The sequence below is a fragment of the Actinoallomurus sp. NBC_01490 genome (assembly GCF_036227085.1).
In the GTDB taxonomy this organism is placed as follows: domain Bacteria; phylum Actinomycetota; class Actinomycetes; order Streptosporangiales; family Streptosporangiaceae; genus Actinoallomurus; species Actinoallomurus oryzae.
Genome location: NZ_CP109433.1, coordinates 10,942,616 through 10,962,986, shown reverse-complemented (window position 1 = coordinate 10,962,986; position 20,371 = coordinate 10,942,616). Strand labels below are relative to the sequence as shown.

Genomic DNA, 20,371 nt, shown 5'->3' with positions numbered 1-20,371 from the left:
TCGCCGAAATGACCGAGCCGCTGGTCGGCCCGCCCTATCGGCTCTTCTTCGCTGCTCAGGTGATTTCCTCGACCGGCAGCGCCGTCGCGCCGATCGCGCTGGCGTTCGCCATCTTGGGGATCGGCGGGGGCGGATCGGGGATCGCGTTGGTGCTGGGCACCGAGTTCGTGATCTACACGCTGCTGCTGCCGTTGACCGGCGTGATCGCCGACCGAACTGCCGGCGTCGGCGCGCTGGTCAGCTCTCAAGTAATCGCGGCGGTCTTCCAGATGACCGAGGCGGTCTTGATCATCTCGGGTTCGGCTACCGTCTGGTCGCTGGCGATCGTCGCGTCCGGCGGAGCCGCGGGCGCGGCACTGTTCACCCCGATCGGGCAGCGCGTGATCCCACAGCTGGTGCCGGTCGATCAGCTCAATCGCGCGAACGCCCTGTCCCAGACGGCCAGGCACGGAATCGCCGTGATCGGACCAGTCTCTGGGGGAATGCTCGTGGCCACGGCCGGGCCAGGGTGGGGAATCTGCTGGGATTCGATAACCTTCGCAGTTGCAGCGATCATGTTCGCTCGCCTGCCGCTCGCGGCCGGTATGTCGTCTTGTGCCCGTCCCGCGAGGTGGCCGGCAGGGCTGGCAGACGGGTGGCGGGCGCTGGGCTCGCGTACCTGGCTGTGGTCGATGACGTTCTCCCAATGCGTCGGCGGGGCCGCGTTCATGGCGGCCTTGGTCATCGGCCCTGCGTACGCCCGCCAGCACTTGAACGGGGCGCTGGGCTGGGGATTGATCAACTCATGCCTGGCGGGCGGCACCGCGGCTGGCGGCATACTCGCCGCAGCCTGGACCACGCGCCGACCCGGGATCCTGATCAGCCTGTGCATGGCCGGGATGCCGCTGGGATGCTGGGCCGCCGGCCTTGGGCTGCCCCTGCCAGTCATCCTCCTGGCCACCGCGATCGCCGGAGCCGTCTATGGTCCGGCGGGCGTGACCCGCCAGACCCTCATCCAGCAACACATCCCCCATCAGGAGCTCGGCCGTGTATCCGCGAATATCGAGCTCGCCGAATCGATACCGGTCCCGATCGCCTACGCCATCGCTGGAACAGCCGCCGACCGGCTCGGTACCCAGATGGTCATGACAGCATGCGCGGCCGTCATCGCCACGGCCAGCCTCATCCCCTTGGCGGTGCGCGACGTACGTCAACTCTCGCTCCTGCCCACTGACTCCCCGTGATCGACGTGTGGCGCCGCTCCTGCAGAAGCCTCGGAACGATGGGGGAATATCTGGGCATCGGTGTGCAAGAAGAAGAACCGACGCGGAAGCGGAAAGCCTCGGAAAACTGTTCATGCTCAAGGGTCCCCTTAGTTTACGCGGCAACTGGTCGGACCTGAGCGGCAAGCAGACGGTTCCGATCCGGCTGAATGTCTGCCGCCTCTTCCGTCGGTCGATTGTCCACGGGCTGTGGATGAACGAGGCCAGGGGTGCCGTCGGCGTCGAGCGGCAACTCGGAGCGGTAACCGGCTCCGGAAACGCGGCGCTGACGAGTTCCGGCCCCAGAGCCCGCAGGTACCGGAGCTTCCGCTCGGCAGGGCGTGCGGCAGTCGGCGGCACGGCGGACGGCTGCTGTTCCCGTGTGTGGCATCGGAGCTGCCGCATGACCGCGGAGTCACAAAAGGGCTGCTCAGGGGCTCCGGCGGCGGCTTCGTCTCCGCACCGTGGTGCCCGCGCGCGAGGTAGAGAGTCCAGATCGACGAACCGGGTCATCGTGCCAGCCGCCCACCCTCACTCCGAGGGCGGCGCGAGCTTTGCTGCGAGCGCTCATCGAGGCACAGGAGCAGACGGACCGGGTTCACCCATCCGACGAGAAGGACGCAGCCCGACATGACAGCCGACGAGGTGCTCAGACCCGTCCATGAGTTCGATCCCAGCAAGCCGGCCGACTCAGGTTCGCCTTCTACGGTCGTGTCTCGACCGAGGACCAACAAGACCCGGAAGCATCGCTGCATTGACAGCTCAACCGCGCCAACTCGCTGGTCCAACCACACGGTGGCATGATCGTCGGCCGGTACTTCGATGTGGGCCAGTCCCGGTCGATCCCGTGGCAGCGTGGCCCTCAGGCGAGCGAACGGAACCCGCATCAAAATCCGGGTCCGGACCGCGATGGCATCCATCGCCCAGATGGAAGGATGCTTCCTCGGCGGACACCCGCCGTACGGCTATCGCCTGGTCGACGCGTGCCCGCATCCAAATCCCGGCAAGGGCCGTACAAGCTCGAACCCGACCCGGTCACCGCTGGCGTCGTATGGCGGATCTTCGAGGAGTTCCTCCAGCACAAGGGCATCTACACGATCGCCGAGCGGCTGACCCGCGACGGCTTACCTTCGCCGGCGTACGACCGCAAGCGCAACCGTCACCGCAGCGGCGTCGCGTGGTCCAAGAGCGCCGTTCGCGTCATCCTGCAGAATCCTCGCTACACCGGCCGTCAGGTGTGGAACAAGCAGCGCAAGGACGAGGTGCTGCTCGACCTCGACGACGTGGCGCTGGGCCCATGCCACCAAGCTGCGCTGGAACGACAGCAGCGAGTGGATCTGGTCCGACAAGCCGGTCCACGAGCCGCTGATCGACACCAGCGACCTCGAACGTGCCCAGACTCTCCTGGCCGCCAAGGGCCGCCGCGCCGTCGCGCGAGAGCCACGCCGCAACAACCGGACCTACGTCCCGCGCAGTCTGTGTCACTGCGGCCTGTGCGACCGACGGATGCAAGGCAACTGGACCAACGACGCTCCGTACTACCGCTGCCGCTACCCACAGCAGTACGCGCTCGCCAACAACATCGACCACCCCAAGTCCGTCCAGGTGCGCGAGGACGAGATCCTCGAGGTCCTCGACGGCTGGGTGGCGGGCGTGTCCAGCCCACAACGAATCGACGACACCGTCACGATCCTGGAGCGCTCGCAGGGAGACGACCCCGGACAGGACGCGATGGAGATCGCCGCCCGGCAGATGCTCGCGGACCGCGACCGCAAGCTAGAACTCCATAGGGCCGCCCTCGAAGCGGGCACCGACCCGGAGATCGTGAAGAAGCGGACCGACGAGGTCAAGGCACAGCGCGCGGCGGCCCAGGCGCAGCTGCAGGTCCTCGATGACCGCCCCGCCGTCTGGCGAAGGAGAAGATCACTGCCATGATCCAGGCCCTGGGAGGCAAGGCAAGCGGACTGGGGTTCGCCACAGGAGAGCGAAAGGCCGAGATCTACCGCGATCTCGGCCTCAAACTCACCTACATGCCCCGACCTCAACCCGTGGGGGGCGTGGGGGGCGGAGCCCCCCACAGCGGGGGCCCGGGGGTCGCCCCCGGGAAGAAATGACGAAGGGCCAGCGGGGAAGGAAGCCCAGCTTCCGACCACACTGACCCCAGGACCGAAGTGTCCGAGGGGGGTAATGAACCTTCTGCCTATATTGTCCTCCCTCTCGGGGATGTCCAGCTGAACGTCGCAGCGCTGGTCGACGGGACAACCGAGGCTGATCGGTAATGGCGCAGACAAGAGTTGGTGGTACGGACCGGGCGATCCGATGGACGACAATCCTCAGTGTCATCGTGCTCGCAGTAATCGCCGCCCTCGTGTCGTACAAGCATATGTATCTGCTGGTGCGGCGGTACGGAGAGACATCGTGGACGGCGGCCCTCCTCCCGATTTCTGTCGACGGTATGATCGCTGCCTCTTCGATGTCGCTACTCCTGGACTCCCGCTACGGCAGGCGCAGCGGAGTCCTTCCCTGGGCGCTGATCATCATCGGCAGCGCCGCCAGTCTCGCTGCCAACGTCGCGGTGGCTGAGCCCTCAGCGGTTGGCCGGCTGATCGCCGGATGGCCAAGCTGCGCTCTTATCGGCTCCTATGAGCTGCTGATGGGCCAGATCAGGCATAGCGCCGCGCGGGAAACTAAGCCCGCCAACCCCAACTCATACGTATCTCATACGACATTCAAGATGCCTCATGCATCCTCTAATAAATCTCAAACAGAACCGCGAGTGGCGACGGCGCCGTCATATGGACCTCTTACGAACCCAGGACACGGATCCGAGGCGTCAGAGAAGGTTCACGCAGACGGCGTCGTTGACCTTATAGCTTCTTCGGATGAGCCTCTTGAGAATGGAGCGGCTGATGGTGGGCGGGTTCGGCGCTCATCGCGGCAGCGAGCCAGCGGGCGCGATGCGGGCGTCCAGCAGCGAGCGTGGCAATGGGCGATGGACAACCGCACCCCCAAGGGCGAACTTCCACCGGGAAAGGCGATCGCTAGCCGGTTCGGACGCAGCGAGCGCTGGGGTCGGTTGGTCAAGCAGGCTGGGCTCGCTGGGCGGCTGGACACGCACGCTGCGTAATGAGCCCACCTCCCGAGCGTGCTACCGATGACCGTTCGAGCCCCTCTCCTACCCAGCCATGAACGTGGCCTTGGACGGGGCGTCGTCCACGGCAGGGGCGCGTCGATGTCGGCGGACGACCGCAGTGAGCGTCGCTTCCTGGCGGCAATCGCGGCGGGCTGTTTTTAGCTTCGCTGGGCGGCTTGCTGGGCGCGGCGTTCGAGGAAGCGGTTCGCTGTCGTGCCGAGTCTCTGGAGGAACTCCGCGAGTTCTTCGCGTACCCTGTTTCCGTCGTCTCGCAGGCTTTCGAGTTCGAAGACGCGCCATTGGCGCAGGATGGGTGTCAGTACATCGTCGAGGTGTACGCGCAGGTCGTAGATGCCGGCGTTCGCGATCGCGACGGACTTTCGCAGGAAGCCGTCGATGGTGTGGCCGGGCATCTGGAAGGTGGTCACGACGTCGGTGATGGCGCGCATCGTCTGATCCGGGGCGAGTTCGAGGGCCGCCGCGAGCGTGTTGCGGTAGAAGAGCATGTGGAGGTTCTCGTCGGCCGCCACCCGTGCCAGCATCCGTTCGCACACCGGGTCGCCTGAGAGGCTGCCGGTGTTGCGGTGAGAGACACGGGTCGCCAGCTCCTGGAAGGCGACGTAGGCGAGCCCGTGCAGCATCTTGGTGCCGTGGTCGGCCTGGTAGCCGCCCTGCATGTGGCGCATTCGCGCTCGTTCGAGCGCGACGGGGTCCACCGCGCGGGTGACGGTCAGGTAGTCGCGGATGACGATGCCGTGGCGGTTCTCCTCGGCCGTCCAGCGGTCGACCCAGGTGCCCCAGGCGCCGTCGCGTCCGAAGATGGTGGAGATCTCGCGGTGGTAGCCGGGAAGGTTGTCCTCGGTGAGCAGGTTGACCACCAGCGCCTCTCGCGCGGCCGGGGCCACCGTGGAGTGTTCCAGGCTCCACGCCTCGCCGTCCATCGGGCCGTCGAAGTCGCGGCCACGGCTCCAGGGCACGTACTGGTGGGGGAACCATTCCCTGGCCACGGACAGGTGACGGTCGAGCTCGGCCGCGACGACCGGCTCAAGCTCCATCAACAGGTTCTTGGTGGACGTCGGCTCGGACGTGAGCGACATACCGGCCTTTCCTTGATGATCGTCGTATCGTGCGTCACCGTGGCGGCTCGTAGCGCGTACATGTGCGACCGGCGAGAAACCCGGTCACGCTGCGCGACGGCACTGTCGTACCCGCAGTTCGCGTCGGTAGCCGTTCCGTCCGGTCAGAACTTGACGCCTCGATTTCCCCGTGCCGCCCGAAGGACGCGGGCGGCGACGACGAGGGAGAAGTTCACCAGCAGCGTGTGTGGTTCGTTGCTGCCCTGCTCGGTGACTCGTATCCGGACCACCATTTTTTCCTGCATCCAGGACGCCACTTCGTCTTCGGTGGGCGGTTCGTCGACGAGAAGGAGCTTCCAGTCGGTCGTGTGACCGGCCACGCGAAGGTGGAGTTCGCCCTTGGGTCGGCTGGCGTTCATCACGGTGGACCTTCCGTGACGTTCCTGATGGCCCCCGTTGCGTCGTGTCGGTGTTGTCCGGCAGCCGTCGGTTCCTTCGCCATCGAGGTTCAGGCGGCGGCGGGATCGTGGGTGTCCACGCGGCTGAACGCGGCTTGGGCGAGGGTCGAGTAGATGGGGAAGGCCTGGTCGAGGCCGGTGATGCGCAGCAGTTTGCGCACGTTGGGACGGAGGCCGACCAGCGCGACGGTGAGTCCGTACGCGTTGGCCCGTCGTCGTACGGTGAGGAGCATTGTCAGTCCCGAGGCGTCGCAGAACGAGACGCCGGACAGGTCAATGTTCACCGGCAGAGCCGTGTCGTCCAGGACGGCGGTGATTCGGTCGCGGAGAGCGGCGGCGGTCGCGATGTCCAGCTCGCCGGAGATGGTCAGGACGGTATGGCCGCGTGTCGTGCGGCCGAACAGGCCGGCCCGGGTGGTGTTGTGGTGCATCTGTGGTCTCCGAATCGATAGCCGGGCGCCGGCCGGACGGACCGGCCGGGCTCGGATGAAAGCTTGGTGGATGTGTCATCCGCGTGGTCAGGACGCGGGCCGCGCCGCTGGCTGAGCCCGGCGGGCGGGGGCGAGATCGGGTCGTGGAGCTGAAACGATCGGTGAGGCGTGTCGCCTTTCGACGATCAGCGTGTGGAAGTGCTGCGGCGTCATACTCGCCGACCGTTATGGCCTGCTGTGAAGAGGCCGAAGTAGTGAAGGAGGAGATGGCGCCGACCTGGTGGGCGCACGAGAAATCCTCGACCAACACTCACCTTATCCCGCCGGGGACTGCCCGCCTTCGGATTCCCAACGGATCTCCAGCGCCGTCTCGTTTCTGATGTCGGGCCGCCGAAGGCTCGGCGTAGTTACTTACGGAGGCAGAGATTTCGGGGATGCGGATGGCCTGTTCCATGGCAGTCCAGGCACTGTTCCTGTCGGTGTGCGGTGGGACGGTGAGTAGTCGAGACTGTGCCCGTCGGCATAGATCGCGATGATCCGGCCGCCGGGTAGGGCTTCGAACCAGCTCAGCCGCACGATGCGGGTGTCGGTCAGGCCTTCCGTTCCCTCAATGCGCAGTCGGCGTGGCCGGTTGTCCCAGTCGGGCGCATGGAGCAGGACGTGTGTGACAGGGCCGTGGTCGCCGGGTGGACCGGGGCCCTGGAGGGCCATGATCAGGCTCGGCAATTCCGCGACCGGGTCGGCTGATCGGGGCCACCAGCCACCGTCGAACGGGGTGCCGGGCATGCGGGCCGGTTGCAGGAGCAGCCGTGGCGTCGGCGGCCGGCTACTCGTCGTTTCGAATTTCGTGGTGCTCGACGTCGCGGCTCCCTTTTCGGGGGTACTGCGGTCCGCCGGTTGCGGGCAGCCCTGTTCCGGCGGGGGTTGGGCCTGTTCGGTAGGTGGGTCGGTGCCGTGCCGAGGAGTCAGGGGTGCTGAGCCGTCGTCGAGCCAGCGGTCGATCTGGCCTGTCTCGTTTCGCGGGGCGTCCTCGCTCACGCGGGGTGCGGCGTCGAGTGCCGCGGTGTGAGATATCCGTTCACGTGGGTGGTGGTCATCGTCACGGGTTGCCCAGAGTGGGTTCGCCTTGCCGTCGTGTTGGATGCCGGAGGCGATGAGGATCTCCTCGGGCGTGCTGCCGTGCTTGCCGATGGACGCCATCGCCAGGGCGGACTGCGCAGCGGTCGTCGAGGCGTGGGGTGGTACGACCAGCAAGAAGATGTGATCTTGCGGGTTACGGGTGACGATGATCTTGTGGCCCAGGTCGGCGAACCATCCCACCCGCACTCTGTGTCCGCCGACGGTGATGCGGCGGGGGATGTCGTCCCAGTCGCGGGCGTCGACGCCGAGGCGCAGGACCGCGCCGACCCTGGCGTTCAGGGATGAGACGAGGCTCGGCAGTTCGATGCTCGCATCGCGAGAGCGTGGCCACCAGCCGCCGCCGAGGACGCCCAGGCGTCCGAGCGCCGGATCCAGGCTCAGCCTTGACACCTGTGGGATGTGAGGCGAACGGGCGTGTGTTCGATCGTGCGGTGCCATGACATCGGCCCCGTCCTCGGCGTCCATCAGGAAGCCGGATTTTCGTTCGCCTAGGACGGCGTCAACTTGGTCATCAGCGCACGAATTGCCCTCGGTGGTTACAGCTTACCCCGGAAGAACGCTGGGTAGTCGAACGGATGCCTCCGGTTTCTCAGCGCAGGTGCCGAAGGCTTCCACCGTTGATTGGCGGAGCCCGGCGATGTGCGGCGCGATCGATCGTCCTACACCGGCCCGGTCACCCAGTGCCAGCCGCCGTCATCACGGTACGCGCGGATCAGCCGGGCGCCGCCGGCGTACGCCGCCTCGGCGACGGCTCGAATCAGCTGACAATGGAAGTCGTCCGGGATGGGCATGTCATCGCCCGTGCCGTCCGCAAGCAGGACCTCGAGCCCATCGGGACCGGCGAGGCGGGCGGTCACCTGTCCGTCCTCCTGACCGATCGCCATGATCGCGTCAGCTCGGATCAGGGTGTGTCCGTCGTGGCCGGCCACCCATACCTGGGACTGGGAACCGGACATGTGCACCTCCTCGTGCGGAACGATGGATGACTCAGCGTGACATATCCGCTGCTTCGGCGGTCGCCCTCGCGTTCTGCCATCGTCGCCCTCGTCTCTCCGGCCAGTCGCCGGGCGGCGAATCCCGACCACCTCGCGGCCCCTGCCCTCTCCCAGCATCGCCCGCCGGGCAGGTCAGGTTCGCCAAGCCGTGAAGTGATGCCGCCGGCACCGACGGCACATACTCGTGCTCCGCCCGCTCTCGACCTGTGGCGTAAAGTGGCGTGGCCAGGGGCTCTTCGCGCGTATCAACTTCGGTGATGAGAACGACTTCGACCTCATGGACGCGATGGCGGGACGCGGTCTCGCGACTGACCTGCTGATGACCGGGCGCTGACTGAGTTGTACGAAACTCGGCGTAGCCGGTCAGAAACGCACTGGGGTACATGACCGAACAGGGGAAGGCGATGGCTCTTTGGGGGACGGCATTTTGGTTTTTTCGCCTTGTTGGCGATCAGATGACCAGACGTTTGCGCTATCAGGTCCATGGTGCGCCGGCGACACCGGAGCAGAGCCGAGAGCTGGCCGCTTTGATACGTTAACCTGTCCGGCCGGTACTGTGATCGCCTCCCAGCGGGCACGTTGCGGCAGGTCGCGAGCTCTGCATCGGTCGGGCAGTGGGAGCAGGCGGTCGATCGGCTGATCACCGTCCTGGGACGCCTTGCTCGTGGTGTCACTCCTGCCGAACGCGACGAGCTCCGGACGATTTCGGTTGCGCTGGGCATGCCGTTGGAGCGGGTCGAGGCCCTCGTGCCATCACCATGTCCAGACGGTATGAACATCGACGCCGACATCGGGCAAGAGCCCGTTTGAGATAGAGTTGATCTCGACCGAGGAATTTTCGCGCGCTGACAGCAGAGTTGGCGTCGCCCCGGTGTCTTATTATTTCGGCCCTTCTCTCGAAGAGGTCGGGACGGGTCGGCGAGCATGGCGCCGCAACATATCGTCCTCGCAGCCTGCCCACTCGTCATATTCCTGGCTCGGCGGAGCTCACGCGGACCCCACCTCATTTTTCGGATCGGAGATCTACCCGATGCGCCACGGCACCACCCGCGTCCGGTTGCTCAGCCGCCGGCTGCCCGGCCATATCGTCTTGGCGGTCCGCGGAGAGCTCGACGCCGAGACCACGGCAGGCCTGCGCGACCAGATCGCCGTCATCCTTGATGTCGCCACCGCGCCGCTGATCATCGATCTGTCCGGTGTCTCCTTCTGTGATGCCTCCGGACTGGCCATGCTCGTCGGCGCGCAACGCCGGGCCCGGCTGCGCGGTCTCCCCGTCGCCTTCTCGGGTCCTCGCCGCAACGTACGCGAACTGCTGCGCACCAGTGGCCTCGGCCATGTCTTCGCCATGTATCCCACTCTCACCGCGGCCCGCTGTGGCCTGCGGCTCCCTGCCCGCCCGGCCATCGCATGACTTCCGGCGACGAACCAGCGCCGCGGCCGCAGGAGGCGGAAGATCATCCGGTCACGGATCAGCCTCACGGAAGCGCGAACGCCGGCGCACCGCGTGCGAAGAGCGCCGAGGCGAGGGCGTCTGCTGAGGAAGTGCTTCGCCGGTGGGGCCACGTGGTGGAATCGTCATCCGGGCGACCGCGTGTCGTCCCGGCCGATCCAGCAGCCCCAGGCACGTGCCTGTGCGGTGAGCCTGCGGACCTCGTCGTGGAGACGAACTGGTTCGGCGGACGCCACTCTCAGGACCCGGTATGTGGACGTCACGTCGACGAGGTCGTACGCGCCATCAGAGAGAAGCAGGCTCGGCGCAACGGAGCATGATCGAACCGGCGATCCAGTACTGGCCCCGTACCTGGACGCCACGCCGATCGCTCCTGGTCATAGCCTGATAGTGGACCAACGATGTCCGCCGTCCGCCCGGGAGCGCGATGGTGATGAGCGACACCAAACCCAGGGGCGAGCTTCACCTACGCGTGGCCGGTCACACCACCGACTGGAAACTACTTCTCGTCGATGAACCGCCCACCGAGGATGAGGTGGCGTCCTGGATGCAGGAAGGGATGGTGGCTCCGGTGCGGGTCGCCGAGCAGGGCAGCAACGAACCGTACACGCTGCTGGTGAACTTCTCCCTCGTCGTGGCCGCTCGTCTACTTCCCGCGACGCGGGGTGACCGAAGCGTTCGCTTCTGATCAACGGGCCGTTGCCACTCGGCTGAACGATGGGGGACAGCCTCAATGCGTCCGGGTGGACCCTTGGCCTACTCTCGTAATAAGTCGTACGTTCGTGTTTCTTGATCGAGAGTCGCCGCTCCAGACCCGTGTGGTGCTCACATCGACTTCGAGGTGAGCGGGGTGAAGGAGCGTGAGTCGGTTCAGTGTCTCCTGTCGAGGCGTCGCGGGCGGGTCCTGGCCAGGGCGTATCGATGGCGGGTCCCCACAGGTCTCCTGGAGGATCAACCTGGCGAGTCGGCCATCGGACCATCGTCCGGTCGGGTCAACGCAGCACATGTGCATGCCTGGGGGAGGCCCGGCGAGAATGGCGCCGGCGAAATCGCCGGCCGCCACGGACGGGGTTCGGTGTGTGATCGTCGATGACGACGATCGTTTCGTACGTGTGGTCTCCGAACTGCTCGTACGAGATGGGTTTCACGTGGTGGGGGCGGCCCGGGACAGGACCCAGGGGCTGGGGCTGATCACCGACGTCTCCCCTGAGGTCGCCATCGTCGATCTTCACCTGGGACAGGGCAGCGGCATCGAGCTGATCGCGGATATCGTCCGCGCAGGCTTGGCGGCGCGAGTATTCCTGGTCTTGGTCTCGTCCTGTGCCGAGGACGACCTCCGCGAGGTATTCATGCTGAGTGCCGCTGACGGGTACCTGCCGAAGCTGGATCTTTCCGCTGGGGCGATCCGTCACATGTTGGGCCAGAACGGGTCATAAACACCGTACGATGACCGGGCGTCCTGGGCGTTACGGGGCCGTCCCCGTACGAACGCCGGCACGCACGGCCCCTCACCTAGCCATGACTACCCGCCTCCCCGGACACACGGTCCGTTAAGTCCGCCGGGTACGCCACGGGTGTCTGGATGAACGCATCCGACTCGGTCAGATACCTCTACGCCGCCTCCGCCGCCCCTGAAGTGGGAGAACACACGTGACGCTCCGGCCGCGGCCGCCTGAACGTCCGGAATGCAGGGTAGGTCGTGTAACGGGATAGGCCGCTGGGGCCCGGCTTGGGCGCAGTAGGTGTTCGCGCTCGATGGGGGGGGAGTGCGCCATGCGGGTGATCGTCGACCTCACGCGTTGTCAGGGGTATGGCCAGTGTGCGTTTCTGGCGCCTGAAATCTTCGCGATGCGCGGCGAAGAGGCCCTGATGTACGACCCCGACGCGGACGACGCGCAGCGTGAGCACGTCCTGCGGGCGGTGGCGGCATGTCCGGTCCAGGCGATCCACGTGGAGTGGATGGCCGTCCAGCACAAGGAGAGGAGAGCTGCTGCGGTTAGACCGCAGCTCGGCGACGACGGGTTGCGCAAGACGGGCCGCGTCGTGATCGTCGGTGCCTCGCTGGCCGGGGGGCGGGCGGCGGGCGTACTCCGCCGGGAGGGTTTCACCGGAGCGCTGACCGTGATCGGGGGCGAGCCGTACGAGCCGTACGACCGTCCGCCGCTGTCCAAGCAGGTCCTGGCCGGAGGGGTGCCGGCGGATCACACGCTGTTGCCACACCTGGGCGAGATCGAGGCGGAGTGGCTGTCCAGTACCTCTGCGACTGGCCTTGACCTGGCCGCGAAGCGGGTGAGGCTCGACGACGGCCGGGAGGTGCCCTTCGACCGGCTGCTGATCGCCACGGGCGCCCGCGCCCGGCCCTGGCCGAATGAGGACGAGGCGGCGCTGGACGGAGTCCTCGCACTCCGCACGATGGACGAGGCGGTCCGGTTGCGGGAGCGATTCGCCGCCGGGCCGCGCCGGGTGCTGGTCATCGGCGCGGGGTTCACCGGGTCGGAGGTCGCGTCGGTATGCCGCGAACTGGACGTTCCGGTGACCGTGGTCGAGCGCGGCCCGGCGCCTTTGGCCGGTGCTCTGGGCGGTGTGATCGGCTCGGCCGCAGCCGACCTGCAGCGGGCGCATGGCGTGGACCTGCGGTGCGGGGTGACGGTGGAGGCGTTGCAGGGCGACGCTGACGGGCGGTTCCGCGCGGCGCGGCTGTCCGATGGCACCACGGTGGAGGCCGACGTGGCGGTAGTCGCCCTCGGGGCGATCCGCAACGTCGAATGGTTGGAGGATTCCGGGCTGGCCGCCGGGGTCTGGGGGGTGGCCTGCGACGCGGGCTGCCGTGCCTTCGACATCAACGGGCTGGTCACCGATGACGTCTTCGTCGCCGGGGACGTGGCGCGGTTCCCGCATCCGGTCTACAACTACCAGTTCATGGCGTTGGAGCACTGGGGAAACGCGGTCGCCCAGGCCGAGATCGCCGCGCACAACATGCTCAGCGATCAGATGCATCGCTGGCCGCACCTGTCCCTGCCGGTGTTCTGGTCCAACCAGTTCGGCACCAACATCAAGTCCGTCGGCGTGCCGACCTTCGCCGACGAGGTGGCCATCGCGCACGGCTCCGTCGCCGAGCACCGGTTCGTCGCCGTCTATGGGCACCGGGGCCGTGTCACGGCCGCGGTCACCTTCGACCAGGCCATGTGGCTGGAGCACTACCAGCACCTGATCGAGCGGGCCGCGCCGTTCCCGCCCGCCTCTCACACCGCCGACCGGCGAGAGCCGATGGTCCCGGTCCGGGCGGAGGTGCCGGAGCGTATCGAAGCGACACAGGTGACCGTGATGGTCACCGGGCACGACCCGGCCGAGCGCCGCGCCACGCTTGTCCGCGGCGAGCGATGAACGAGTCATGAGGAGGCGCCGCCATGGCACCAAGCGTCTTTCAGCGGATCCTGGAGTACGCCAACCGCGCCGACCCGTACTCCCTGTACGCCGAACTGCGTAAGACACCGGTGCGGCGAGAGGAAGACGGCACCTACGTCGTCAGCGGCTACGAGGAGATCGTCGCGCTGCTGCACGATCCACACGTCAGCGTCGGTCGCCCGCAACCGGGCCAACCCCAGGACGCCGCCAAGGAGCCACGGTCCTTCCTCCGGCTCGATCCGCCCGAGCACGACCGGCTCCGCCGCATGGCGATGCGCCACTTCGGCCCGCCGCATTCGCCGGACCGGGTGGACAGGCTGAGGCCGGAGATGCTGAAGATCATCACGGACCTGATTGACGGCGTCGCGGGCCGGGAACGGATCGACATCGTTGACGACATCGCCTACCCGTTCCCGGTGACGGTGATCTGCCGGATCCTCGGAGTGCCGCGCGAGGACGAGGCACGGATCCACGAGTGGGCGGACGCGGTCATAGAGTCGCTCGATCCTCGAGAGGAGGGCCGGGAGGAGCGCCTGCGCCGACGGGAGAACGCGATGGTAGAGCTGCACCGCTACCTCGGCGCGATCGCCGCCGAACGTCGCGTGAGGCCTGGCGACGACCTGCTCTCCGGCCTCGTCACCGATGGGGGCCCGGACGGGGCGATGTCCCCGAAGGAAGTGGAGGCCAACGGCACGCTGCTGCTGATCGCCGGCCATGAGACGACGGTCAACCTCATCACCAACGGCATGCTCACCCTGCTCCGCCACCCTGAACTGCTCGACCGGCTCCGTCACGAGCCCGAGATGGCCATCGGCATGGTCGAGGAGCTACTGCGCTACGAACCCCCGGTGCACCTCCGCTCCACGCGGATCGCCTTGGACGACATCGACATCGCCGGGACCAAGATCCCCAAGGGTGCGCCCATCGTCCTGGCGCTCGCAGCGGGAAGCCGCGACCCGGAGCACGTGCCCGACCCCGACCGCTTCGACCCGGACCGCCGGCCCAACCAGCACCTCGGGTTCGGCGGCGGCATCCACTATTGCTTCGGCGCGCCCCTGGCCCGCGCGGAAGCACAGATCGCCCTGACCGAACTGGCCCGACGGTTGCAGAATCCCCGCCTCGTCACCGACCCGCCCCCCTACCGGCCCAGCCCCGAGCTGCGCGGACCCCGCCACCTTCTCCTCGAGATCGACGGCGTCGCCGGGCCTGCGCGCTGAACAGAAGACGCACCCGGCCCGTGCCCTGGTCCCGACTCGGACCCGGTGCCCTCCTCGTCGCGACCAAGGTCACCTTCAGCGACGACATCGGCACCGATGACGCGGAGGATGTCGCCGATGAACGTCACTAACGTGCGGTGATCGAGCAGACCAAAGGCGTGCTCATGGCACAACACGGAATCACAGCGGACGAGGCCTTCCAACGACTGGTACGCCGATCCCAGGACACCAACACCAAGCTCCGTGACGTCGCACGTGCAGTGCTCGACGGGCTGCGTCGAGATCAACTCAGGTGATCCAGCCGATCGCGGCGCTCGGTGCACGGAGACCCACGAAACGGACCCGCAGCACCTCGGTACTGCCGAGGTCGCGCCAGCTCCAGTCTGACCATCGCCGCGCTGTCATCGAGCGATGGTGCTCATCGAGGTCGACACGCAGGTCCTGTGCTGCCGGTCTCGATGACGCGGAGTGCGACCTGACGGACCTTGAGGTTCTGCTCTTGTGCCGTCTCGGCCAAAGCGGCGAAGGCTTCTTCCTCGGAGAGCCCGCGGCCATGAGGATGCCGATGGCTTCGCCGATGCGTTGTTGGATGGCGGTTTCCGCGTGGAGCAGAGCTTCGTTGCGGGCGCCGGCGAGTGCGACGGCCGAGTGGGAGGCTAGGAGCCAGCCGGTCTCCTCCGAACGTTGGCTGAACGCTCCGGGCTGTGTGGAGTACAGATTCAGTGCGCCGAGGGTCTCTTCGTGGGTGAACAACTTGAAGCCGAGCATGCTGCGGAATCCGAGCTTTTCGGCGCAGGGTGCGTACCGGGGCCAGCCAGGGGCGGCGGTCCTGGTGTCGGCGATGCGGAAGATCTCCTCGCCGGAGCGGACGGCGTCGAAGCACGGTCCCTCAGCAACGTCGCCCTGCATCCGGTCGGAGACGCGGACCTTCTCATCGCTCGCCGCCAGGGTCTGGACCTTACGGTTCGCGATGACCATGATCCCGGCCATCTCACAGCCTTCGACCAGGTCGATGGCAGACATTACGATCTGGTCCAAGGTGGCCTGCAGCGACGGCTGGGACAGCAGCCGGCGCGCCATGTCCGCCAGCGCGATCGCCGGCTCTTGCGGGACTGGGTTGTCGGCCATCGCTCTCACCTTCCCCGCTTTAGCCGTTCACTGAAACGCTACGCGTCCCCGCAGCACTGGGTGGGCGGCGGGCCACAGTTCGTCCGCAGGCCAGCGGCCGTGGGCGCCGATGAGGGTGCTGCTTCGGTCGGCTGTTTGCCCGAACCGACGCCCTCGGTCTCCGGCGGGTCCAGCGCGGCGAACGCGTCCGGCGTTCCGGCCTCGTTCCAAAAGCCGGCCAGGACGAGTGCCCTCACCCGCCGGGCCAGACCGGGCCGGCCCGGTCGCGGTGCGATCAGACCGTCGAGCCGACGCCACTCGCCTGTCCGCCGCTCGGCGGCGCGCGGGCCAGCGCTGGTCTCGATGCGAGTTTGCCGGTGGCGGTGCCAGTCCGCCACTGCCGCGCCGAGCCACAGCGGCATGATCCCGCCGAGGAGGCGCCCTGTGGCCGTCTCAACGTCCAGCGTGCGGCGCAGGTCGTCAATCCCGCGCGGCAGCGCCGAGGTGAGCGTGCGTACGTCGACTACGTTGAAGGTCTGTCCGAGGCCGCCGCTGGAGCTCGGTAAGCCGCAGCCTCCTGGTGCGCAGAAGGTTCAGGCCGCCAACCGGCCGGTCGCCCGGCCGGAGCGGCAGGGCGGTGTACGGCCGTAGGCAGAATGATCGCGTCGGTCGCGCGGTCGCGCTGCTGACACCCCGCTGGTGCGCATCTACGGTGATTCGGTCGGACGGGCACCGTGGCCATGAGCACGTTTTGCCGCGTGGACTCCGTGTTGCTCAGGAGGATTGTTGAGTCATGAGGACACACTTGGGGCGAGGTCCTGGACGTTCTTGACGAGCCTCTTGCTCATCAGCCCATGTGATGGGCCTTCACCAGGTTCGTGGTTTCCGTACGGGGCGCATCGCGCTTGGCTGTTGATATGGACTTTCACGCGAGGCATGGACCGTTCGGACAGGTGATCTCATGACGCTCGAAGCACGGTGCGAGGCCCCGCCGACCACGCTGTGCGCGTGCGGGCACAGCATGGCCGAACACGACTCCGTCGCGGCCCGCTACTGCAGGGCGACCGCCTCGGGCGACCTGCATCGGGACTGCGTCTGCACCGTGGCGTCCGGGCCGATGCCCCGTTGAGGGCCTCAGCGACGTTCACGGCAGCCGGTCGATCAGGAAGCAGGTACCGCTCGTGAGCGCTTCGCACCGTACGACTTCGGCACGGCCGGGTCCGCCGAAGGATCGCCCCCCGGCGCCCGCGCCGCCACCTCCGCCGAGCTGGCAGAGGTGGGTCGTACCGATCGGGGTCTCGATCGCGTTCGCGGCCGTGCTGTTCTTCAACCCCTTCACGAAGAAGACGTCGGCGCAGAACTTCAGCTACACCGCGTTCGTCAACGAGGTGACGACGGACAAGGTCTCGACGGCGACGATCAACTCGACGGGATCGGTGAGCGGCAGGCTACGGGGCGGGGCCGCCTACAAGTCCCAGATCCCGACAGCGTTGAACGACGACGCCCTCTCCGCGCTCCTCGTCCGGCACAAGGTCGAGGTGAGGGGCACCAACCCGGGCAAATCCTCGGTGCTGACCGTGCTCCTGTCGTTCTTGCCGCTCCTGCTGATCATCGGGGTCTTCGTCTGGCTCGGCCGCCGCGGCGGCACGCAACTCGGCGGGATCATGGGCGTCGGCAGGTCCAAGGCCAAGGTCTATGCCGAGGATCGACCGTCCACGCAGTTCGGCGACATCGCCGGCTACGAGGGCTCCAAGGCCGAGGTCATGGAGGTCGTCGACTTCCTCAAGCACCCAAAGCGGTACGCGCATGCCGGCGCGGTCGGGCCGAAGGGCGTGCTCATGGTCGGGCCACCCGGGACCGGGAAGACGCTGCTGGCCAGGGCCGTCGCAGGCGAGGCCGGTGTCCCGTTCTTCGCCCTCAGCGGTTCCAGCTTCGTCGAGATGTTCGTCGGTGTCGGCGCGTCACGGGTGCGGGATCTCTTCAGCGAGGCGCGCAAACGCGCCCCGGCGATCATCTTCATCGACGAGATCGACGCCATCGGAGGCCGCCGGGGCCCCGGCGGGTTCGGCTCGAACGACGAGCGCGAACAGACGCTCAACCAGCTGCTATCGGACATGGACGGCTTCGAACCAGGCGCCCGCGTGGTCGTCATGGCGGCGACCAACCGGGCCGAGATCCTCGACGCGGCCCTGCTACGGCCCGGACGCTTCGACCGTACGGTGGAGATCCCGCTCCCCAACCGCAGGGAACGGACGGCGATCCTGGCCGTCCACGGGAAGGGCAAGACGCTCGATCCCGGCGTCGACCTTGACGCGGTCTCGCGCGGCACGCCCGGCTTCTCGGGTGCCGACCTCGCCAACCTCGTGAACGAGGCGGCGATCAACGCGGTACGGGATGGCCGGCACGTTCTCGGCGCCGTCGACTTCGACGCCGCCCGTGACCGTCTCCTGATCGGCCGCCGCGACGCCTCGAACGCGTTGCTGCCCGAGGAGAAGCACGCCGTGGCGGTCCACGAAGCCGGTCACGCGCTCGTCGCCGTACTCTCCGAGCACGCCGACCCGGTCGCGAAGGTCACGATCCTGCCGCGCGGCGCCGCCCTGGGTGTGACCGAGCAGTTGCCCGAGACCGAGCGTCATCTCTATCCCGAGAGCCACCTCACCGACTCACTCGCCGTACGTCTTGGTGGCCGCGCGGCGGAGATCGTCGTACTGTCGGAGCCATCGACCGGTGCGTCCAACGACCTGCTGACCGCTACCGAACTCGCGACCCAGATGGTGCGGGAGTGGGGATTCTCGACCACGATCGGGCCGATCAGCTACGGCCCGGAGGGACCGACACGCGACAACCCCTTCGCCGGCCGGCCCTACGCCGAGGAGACACAGCGCTCCATCGACCAGGAAGTCGCGCGGCTGCTACGAGAGGCCGAGGCCACGGCCACCAACCTGATCCGCGAGAACCGCGACTCGCTCCACCAGATCATCGACCTGCTTCTCGAACGGGAGACGATCGACGGCAAGGACCTGGCCGCGATCGTCGGAGTCGCCGAACACGAGGACGACAACGCGCAACCGCGGTCGCCTCGGGCCGCGGCGATGGCGGACACTCCGGCGGAGCGGGGCGGGACCGTGTGATCAGGACCCTGTACCGCTTGGAGTACGGAACAGGTCAGAGGTACTGGCCGGTCGCGGCGCCGTCGGTCTTCGATACGCGCATCGACACCACGTTGGCCAGGTTGATGACCACTCCGTTCTCTTCGGGTTCGCGTTCGTACCTGGCCTTGTTCAGGACCAGGCTGTGGTGCTCGTCGATGGCGTGGGCGACGGCTTCCAGCGCCTCGCGTTCGTCGCTGAAATCGCTGCACAGTACGGAAACGTCTTCCCCGCCCACCGGGTGAAAGCGCAGGATCAGTTCAACCTTGTCAGGCACGGCCGGTCCTTCCCTCGCGGATCTAGGGTGCCGACCGGGCTGTCCTCGGGCACCATCCGCGCTTCGCCGCTGTGGACTCGGATACTTCCGAGTTTTGCCCTGGTCCGGGACTTCTGGAACAAGTGCCCTCCATCTTGCTCGTGGCCCGTGCCGGTCGGCCGAGTTCGGCATGGTGCCTCAGACGACCGCGTGGAGGTCCAGCGCGGGTGGTGTCGCCCGTTCGGGCCGGTGGTGTCCGGGTCCTGGTAGGGCCAGCCGCAGGATGCGCTTGTAGACCGAGCCGGTCTGCCGGGCCAGTGAGCCGGAGGTGTACGGGAGGCCGAATCGTTCGCACAGGGCGCGGATTCGTGGCGCGATCTCGGCGTACCGGTTACTGGGCATGTCGGGGAACAGGTGGTGTTCGATCTGGTGGCTCAGATTGCCGCTCATGAGATGAAGGAGTTTGCCGCCGTCGATGTTGCAGGAGCCGAGCAGCTGGCGGACGTACCACTGTCCGCGGGTCTCGCCGTCGAGCTGGTCTTCGGTGAAGACCTCGGCGCCTTCGGGGAAGTGGCCGCAGAAGATGATGGTGTGCGCCCATACGTTGCGGGTCAGGTTCGCGGTGAGGTTTCCGAGCAGGACGGGGAGGAACGCGGGCCCGGCCAGCAGGGGGAACGCGAGATAGTCCTTGGTGAACTGGCGCGCTACCTTGCCCGCGATGGCGCGCAGCTGGGTCATGGCCTCCTTCGGGCTCTTGTCCCCGGCAGGTATGCGTTCGACTTCCAGGTCGTACATCGCGATGCCGTACTCGAAGACCAGCGCCAGCAGCATGTTGTAGATCGGCTGGAGGAGGTAGACCGGATGCCAGGGCTGCTCGGGACTGACCCGTAGGAGCGAATAGCCGATGTCGCGGTCCTTACCGAGCACGTTCGTCCAGGTGTGGTGGACGAAGTTGTGGGAGTGCTTCCACTGGTCGGCCGGGGACACGACGTCCCACTCCCACGTCGTGGAGTGGATCTTCGGGTCGCGCATCCAGTCCCACTGTCCGTGCAGGACGTTGTGGCCGATCTCCATGTTCTCCAGGATCTTCGCGGCGGCCAGCGCGGCGGTGCCGGCCACCCAGGCGGGCGGCAGCCATGACGCGAACAGCAACGCGCGGCCGCCGATCTCCAGTTTGCGCTGGGTCGCGATGACGCCGCGGATGTACTGTGCGTCCTTGTCCCCGAGGCTTGCGATGACCTCGTCGCGGATGCGGTCCAGCTGACGCCCGAACTCCTCGACGTCAGCCCGGCTGAGTGCGGTGGTCGGCATGA

Annotated in this window: 20 protein-coding genes and 2 pseudogenes; 12 read left to right on the top strand and 10 right to left on the bottom strand. The window is 67.2% G+C overall.

All coding sequences use genetic code 11. The annotated features are described in order from the left end of the window. Nucleotides 1-8: 8 nt before the first annotated feature. From OG417_RS50585 to OG417_RS50570, 4 genes and pseudogenes are all read left to right on the top strand, one after another. Nucleotides 9-1,223: an MFS transporter gene (locus OG417_RS50585; protein ID WP_329245895.1), complete on the top strand. Its 1,215-nt coding sequence runs from the start codon at nt 9-11 to the stop codon at nt 1,221-1,223. Between the two features lie 818 nt (nt 1,224-2,041). Beyond that, nucleotides 2,042-2,437: pseudogene (locus OG417_RS54740) on the top strand (recombinase family protein); the annotation flags it as partial. A 16-nt stretch (nt 2,438-2,453) separates the two neighbouring features. Then, nucleotides 2,454-3,176 carry a zinc ribbon domain-containing protein gene (locus OG417_RS50575; RefSeq protein ID WP_442875796.1) on the top strand — a complete coding sequence of 241 codons (723 nt, stop codon included), beginning with the start codon at nt 2,454-2,456 and terminating at the stop codon, nt 3,174-3,176. Nucleotides 3,177-3,519: 343 nt separating this feature from the next. After that, on the top strand, nt 3,520-4,368 hold the full coding sequence (locus OG417_RS50570; protein ID WP_329245888.1) for a DUF2637 domain-containing protein: 849 nt from the start codon (nt 3,520-3,522) through the stop codon (nt 4,366-4,368). 164 nt (nt 4,369-4,532) lie between these two features. Here OG417_RS50570 and OG417_RS50565 read toward each other — a convergent pair whose 3' ends face one another. From OG417_RS50565 to OG417_RS50545, 5 genes are all read right to left on the bottom strand, one after another. Then, nucleotides 4,533-5,471 (bottom strand): acyl-ACP desaturase, encoded by a 939-nt coding sequence (locus tag OG417_RS50565; RefSeq protein WP_329245886.1) that lies wholly within the window; start codon nt 5,469-5,471, stop codon nt 4,533-4,535. A 143-nt stretch (nt 5,472-5,614) separates the two neighbouring features. Next, complete coding sequence (locus OG417_RS50560; RefSeq protein WP_329245883.1) at nt 5,615-5,869, bottom strand: hypothetical protein; 255 nt, start codon at nt 5,867-5,869, stop codon at nt 5,615-5,617. A gap of 89 nt (nt 5,870-5,958) precedes the next feature. Beyond that, the gene (locus OG417_RS50555) at nt 5,959-6,339 is read right to left on the bottom strand and encodes an STAS domain-containing protein (protein ID WP_329245881.1); all 381 of its coding nucleotides are present in this window, start codon (nt 6,337-6,339) and stop codon (nt 5,959-5,961) included. A 411-nt stretch (nt 6,340-6,750) separates the two neighbouring features. Then, complete coding sequence (locus OG417_RS50550; protein ID WP_329245878.1) at nt 6,751-7,869, bottom strand: DUF5994 family protein; 1,119 nt, start codon at nt 7,867-7,869, stop codon at nt 6,751-6,753. 269 nt (nt 7,870-8,138) lie between these two features. Further along, nucleotides 8,139-8,435: a hypothetical protein gene (locus OG417_RS50545; RefSeq protein ID WP_329245874.1), complete on the bottom strand. Its 297-nt coding sequence runs from the start codon at nt 8,433-8,435 to the stop codon at nt 8,139-8,141. A 1,069-nt stretch (nt 8,436-9,504) separates the two neighbouring features. Between OG417_RS50545 and OG417_RS50540 the strand changes: the two genes are divergently transcribed. The 6 genes from OG417_RS50540 (at nt 9,505) to OG417_RS50515 (ending at nt 14,842) form a co-directional block, all read left to right on the top strand. Further along, nucleotides 9,505-9,885, top strand: a complete 381-nt coding sequence (locus tag OG417_RS50540) for an STAS domain-containing protein (RefSeq protein ID WP_329245872.1) — start codon at nt 9,505-9,507, stop codon at nt 9,883-9,885. Nucleotides 9,886-10,357: 472 nt separating this feature from the next. Next, a complete protein-coding gene (locus tag OG417_RS50535; protein WP_329245869.1) occupies nt 10,358-10,612 on the top strand; it encodes a hypothetical protein in 255 nt (84 codons plus the stop codon). A gap of 391 nt (nt 10,613-11,003) precedes the next feature. Beyond that, nucleotides 11,004-11,360, top strand: coding sequence for a response regulator (locus tag OG417_RS50530; RefSeq protein WP_329245866.1), 357 nt, complete (start codon nt 11,004-11,006; stop codon nt 11,358-11,360). Between the two features lie 337 nt (nt 11,361-11,697). Further along, nucleotides 11,698-13,308, top strand: a complete 1,611-nt coding sequence (locus tag OG417_RS50525) for an FAD-dependent oxidoreductase (protein ID WP_329245863.1) — start codon at nt 11,698-11,700, stop codon at nt 13,306-13,308. A gap of 23 nt (nt 13,309-13,331) precedes the next feature. Next, nucleotides 13,332-14,546 carry a cytochrome P450 gene (locus tag OG417_RS50520; RefSeq protein WP_329245860.1) on the top strand — a complete coding sequence of 405 codons (1,215 nt, stop codon included), beginning with the start codon at nt 13,332-13,334 and terminating at the stop codon, nt 14,544-14,546. Nucleotides 14,547-14,683: 137 nt separating this feature from the next. Then, nucleotides 14,684-14,842 carry an ANTAR domain-containing protein gene (locus OG417_RS50515; RefSeq protein WP_329245858.1) on the top strand — a complete coding sequence of 53 codons (159 nt, stop codon included), beginning with the start codon at nt 14,684-14,686 and terminating at the stop codon, nt 14,840-14,842. Nucleotides 14,843-14,964: 122 nt separating this feature from the next. Here the strand turns inward: OG417_RS50515 and OG417_RS54735 are convergent, their stop codons facing one another. The 3 genes and pseudogenes from OG417_RS54735 to OG417_RS50505 all read right to left on the bottom strand — a co-directional run bounded on the left by OG417_RS54735 (nt 14,965) and on the right by OG417_RS50505 (nt 16,075). After that, nucleotides 14,965-15,063, bottom strand: coding sequence for a hypothetical protein (locus tag OG417_RS54735; protein ID WP_442875795.1), 99 nt, complete (start codon nt 15,061-15,063; stop codon nt 14,965-14,967). Between the two features lie 128 nt (nt 15,064-15,191). Beyond that, nucleotides 15,192-15,626 (bottom strand): annotated as a pseudogene (locus tag OG417_RS54730) (GAF domain-containing protein); the annotation flags it as partial. A gap of 86 nt (nt 15,627-15,712) precedes the next feature. Further along, nucleotides 15,713-16,075 carry a hypothetical protein gene (locus OG417_RS50505; protein ID WP_329245852.1) on the bottom strand — a complete coding sequence of 121 codons (363 nt, stop codon included), beginning with the start codon at nt 16,073-16,075 and terminating at the stop codon, nt 15,713-15,715. Nucleotides 16,076-16,614: 539 nt separating this feature from the next. On the opposite strand from OG417_RS50505, the gene OG417_RS50500 reads away from it, so the two are divergent. Together OG417_RS50500 and ftsH are read left to right on the top strand one after the other, a co-directional pair. Beyond that, nucleotides 16,615-16,782 (top strand): RGCVC family protein, encoded by a 168-nt coding sequence (locus OG417_RS50500; RefSeq protein ID WP_329245850.1) that lies wholly within the window; start codon nt 16,615-16,617, stop codon nt 16,780-16,782. A gap of 52 nt (nt 16,783-16,834) precedes the next feature. Next, nucleotides 16,835-18,784: an ATP-dependent zinc metalloprotease FtsH gene (gene ftsH, locus OG417_RS50495; protein WP_329245847.1), complete on the top strand. Its 1,950-nt coding sequence runs from the start codon at nt 16,835-16,837 to the stop codon at nt 18,782-18,784. 34 nt (nt 18,785-18,818) lie between these two features. Here ftsH and OG417_RS50490 read toward each other — a convergent pair whose 3' ends face one another. Next, entirely contained in the window at nt 18,819-19,079 is a 261-nt protein-coding gene (locus OG417_RS50490; protein WP_329245845.1) for a hypothetical protein, read from the bottom strand. A gap of 177 nt (nt 19,080-19,256) precedes the next feature. Then, a complete protein-coding gene (locus OG417_RS50485) occupies nt 19,257-20,369 on the bottom strand; it encodes a fatty acid desaturase family protein (protein WP_329245842.1) in 1,113 nt (370 codons plus the stop codon). Between the last annotated feature and the right edge of the window lie 2 nt (nt 20,370-20,371).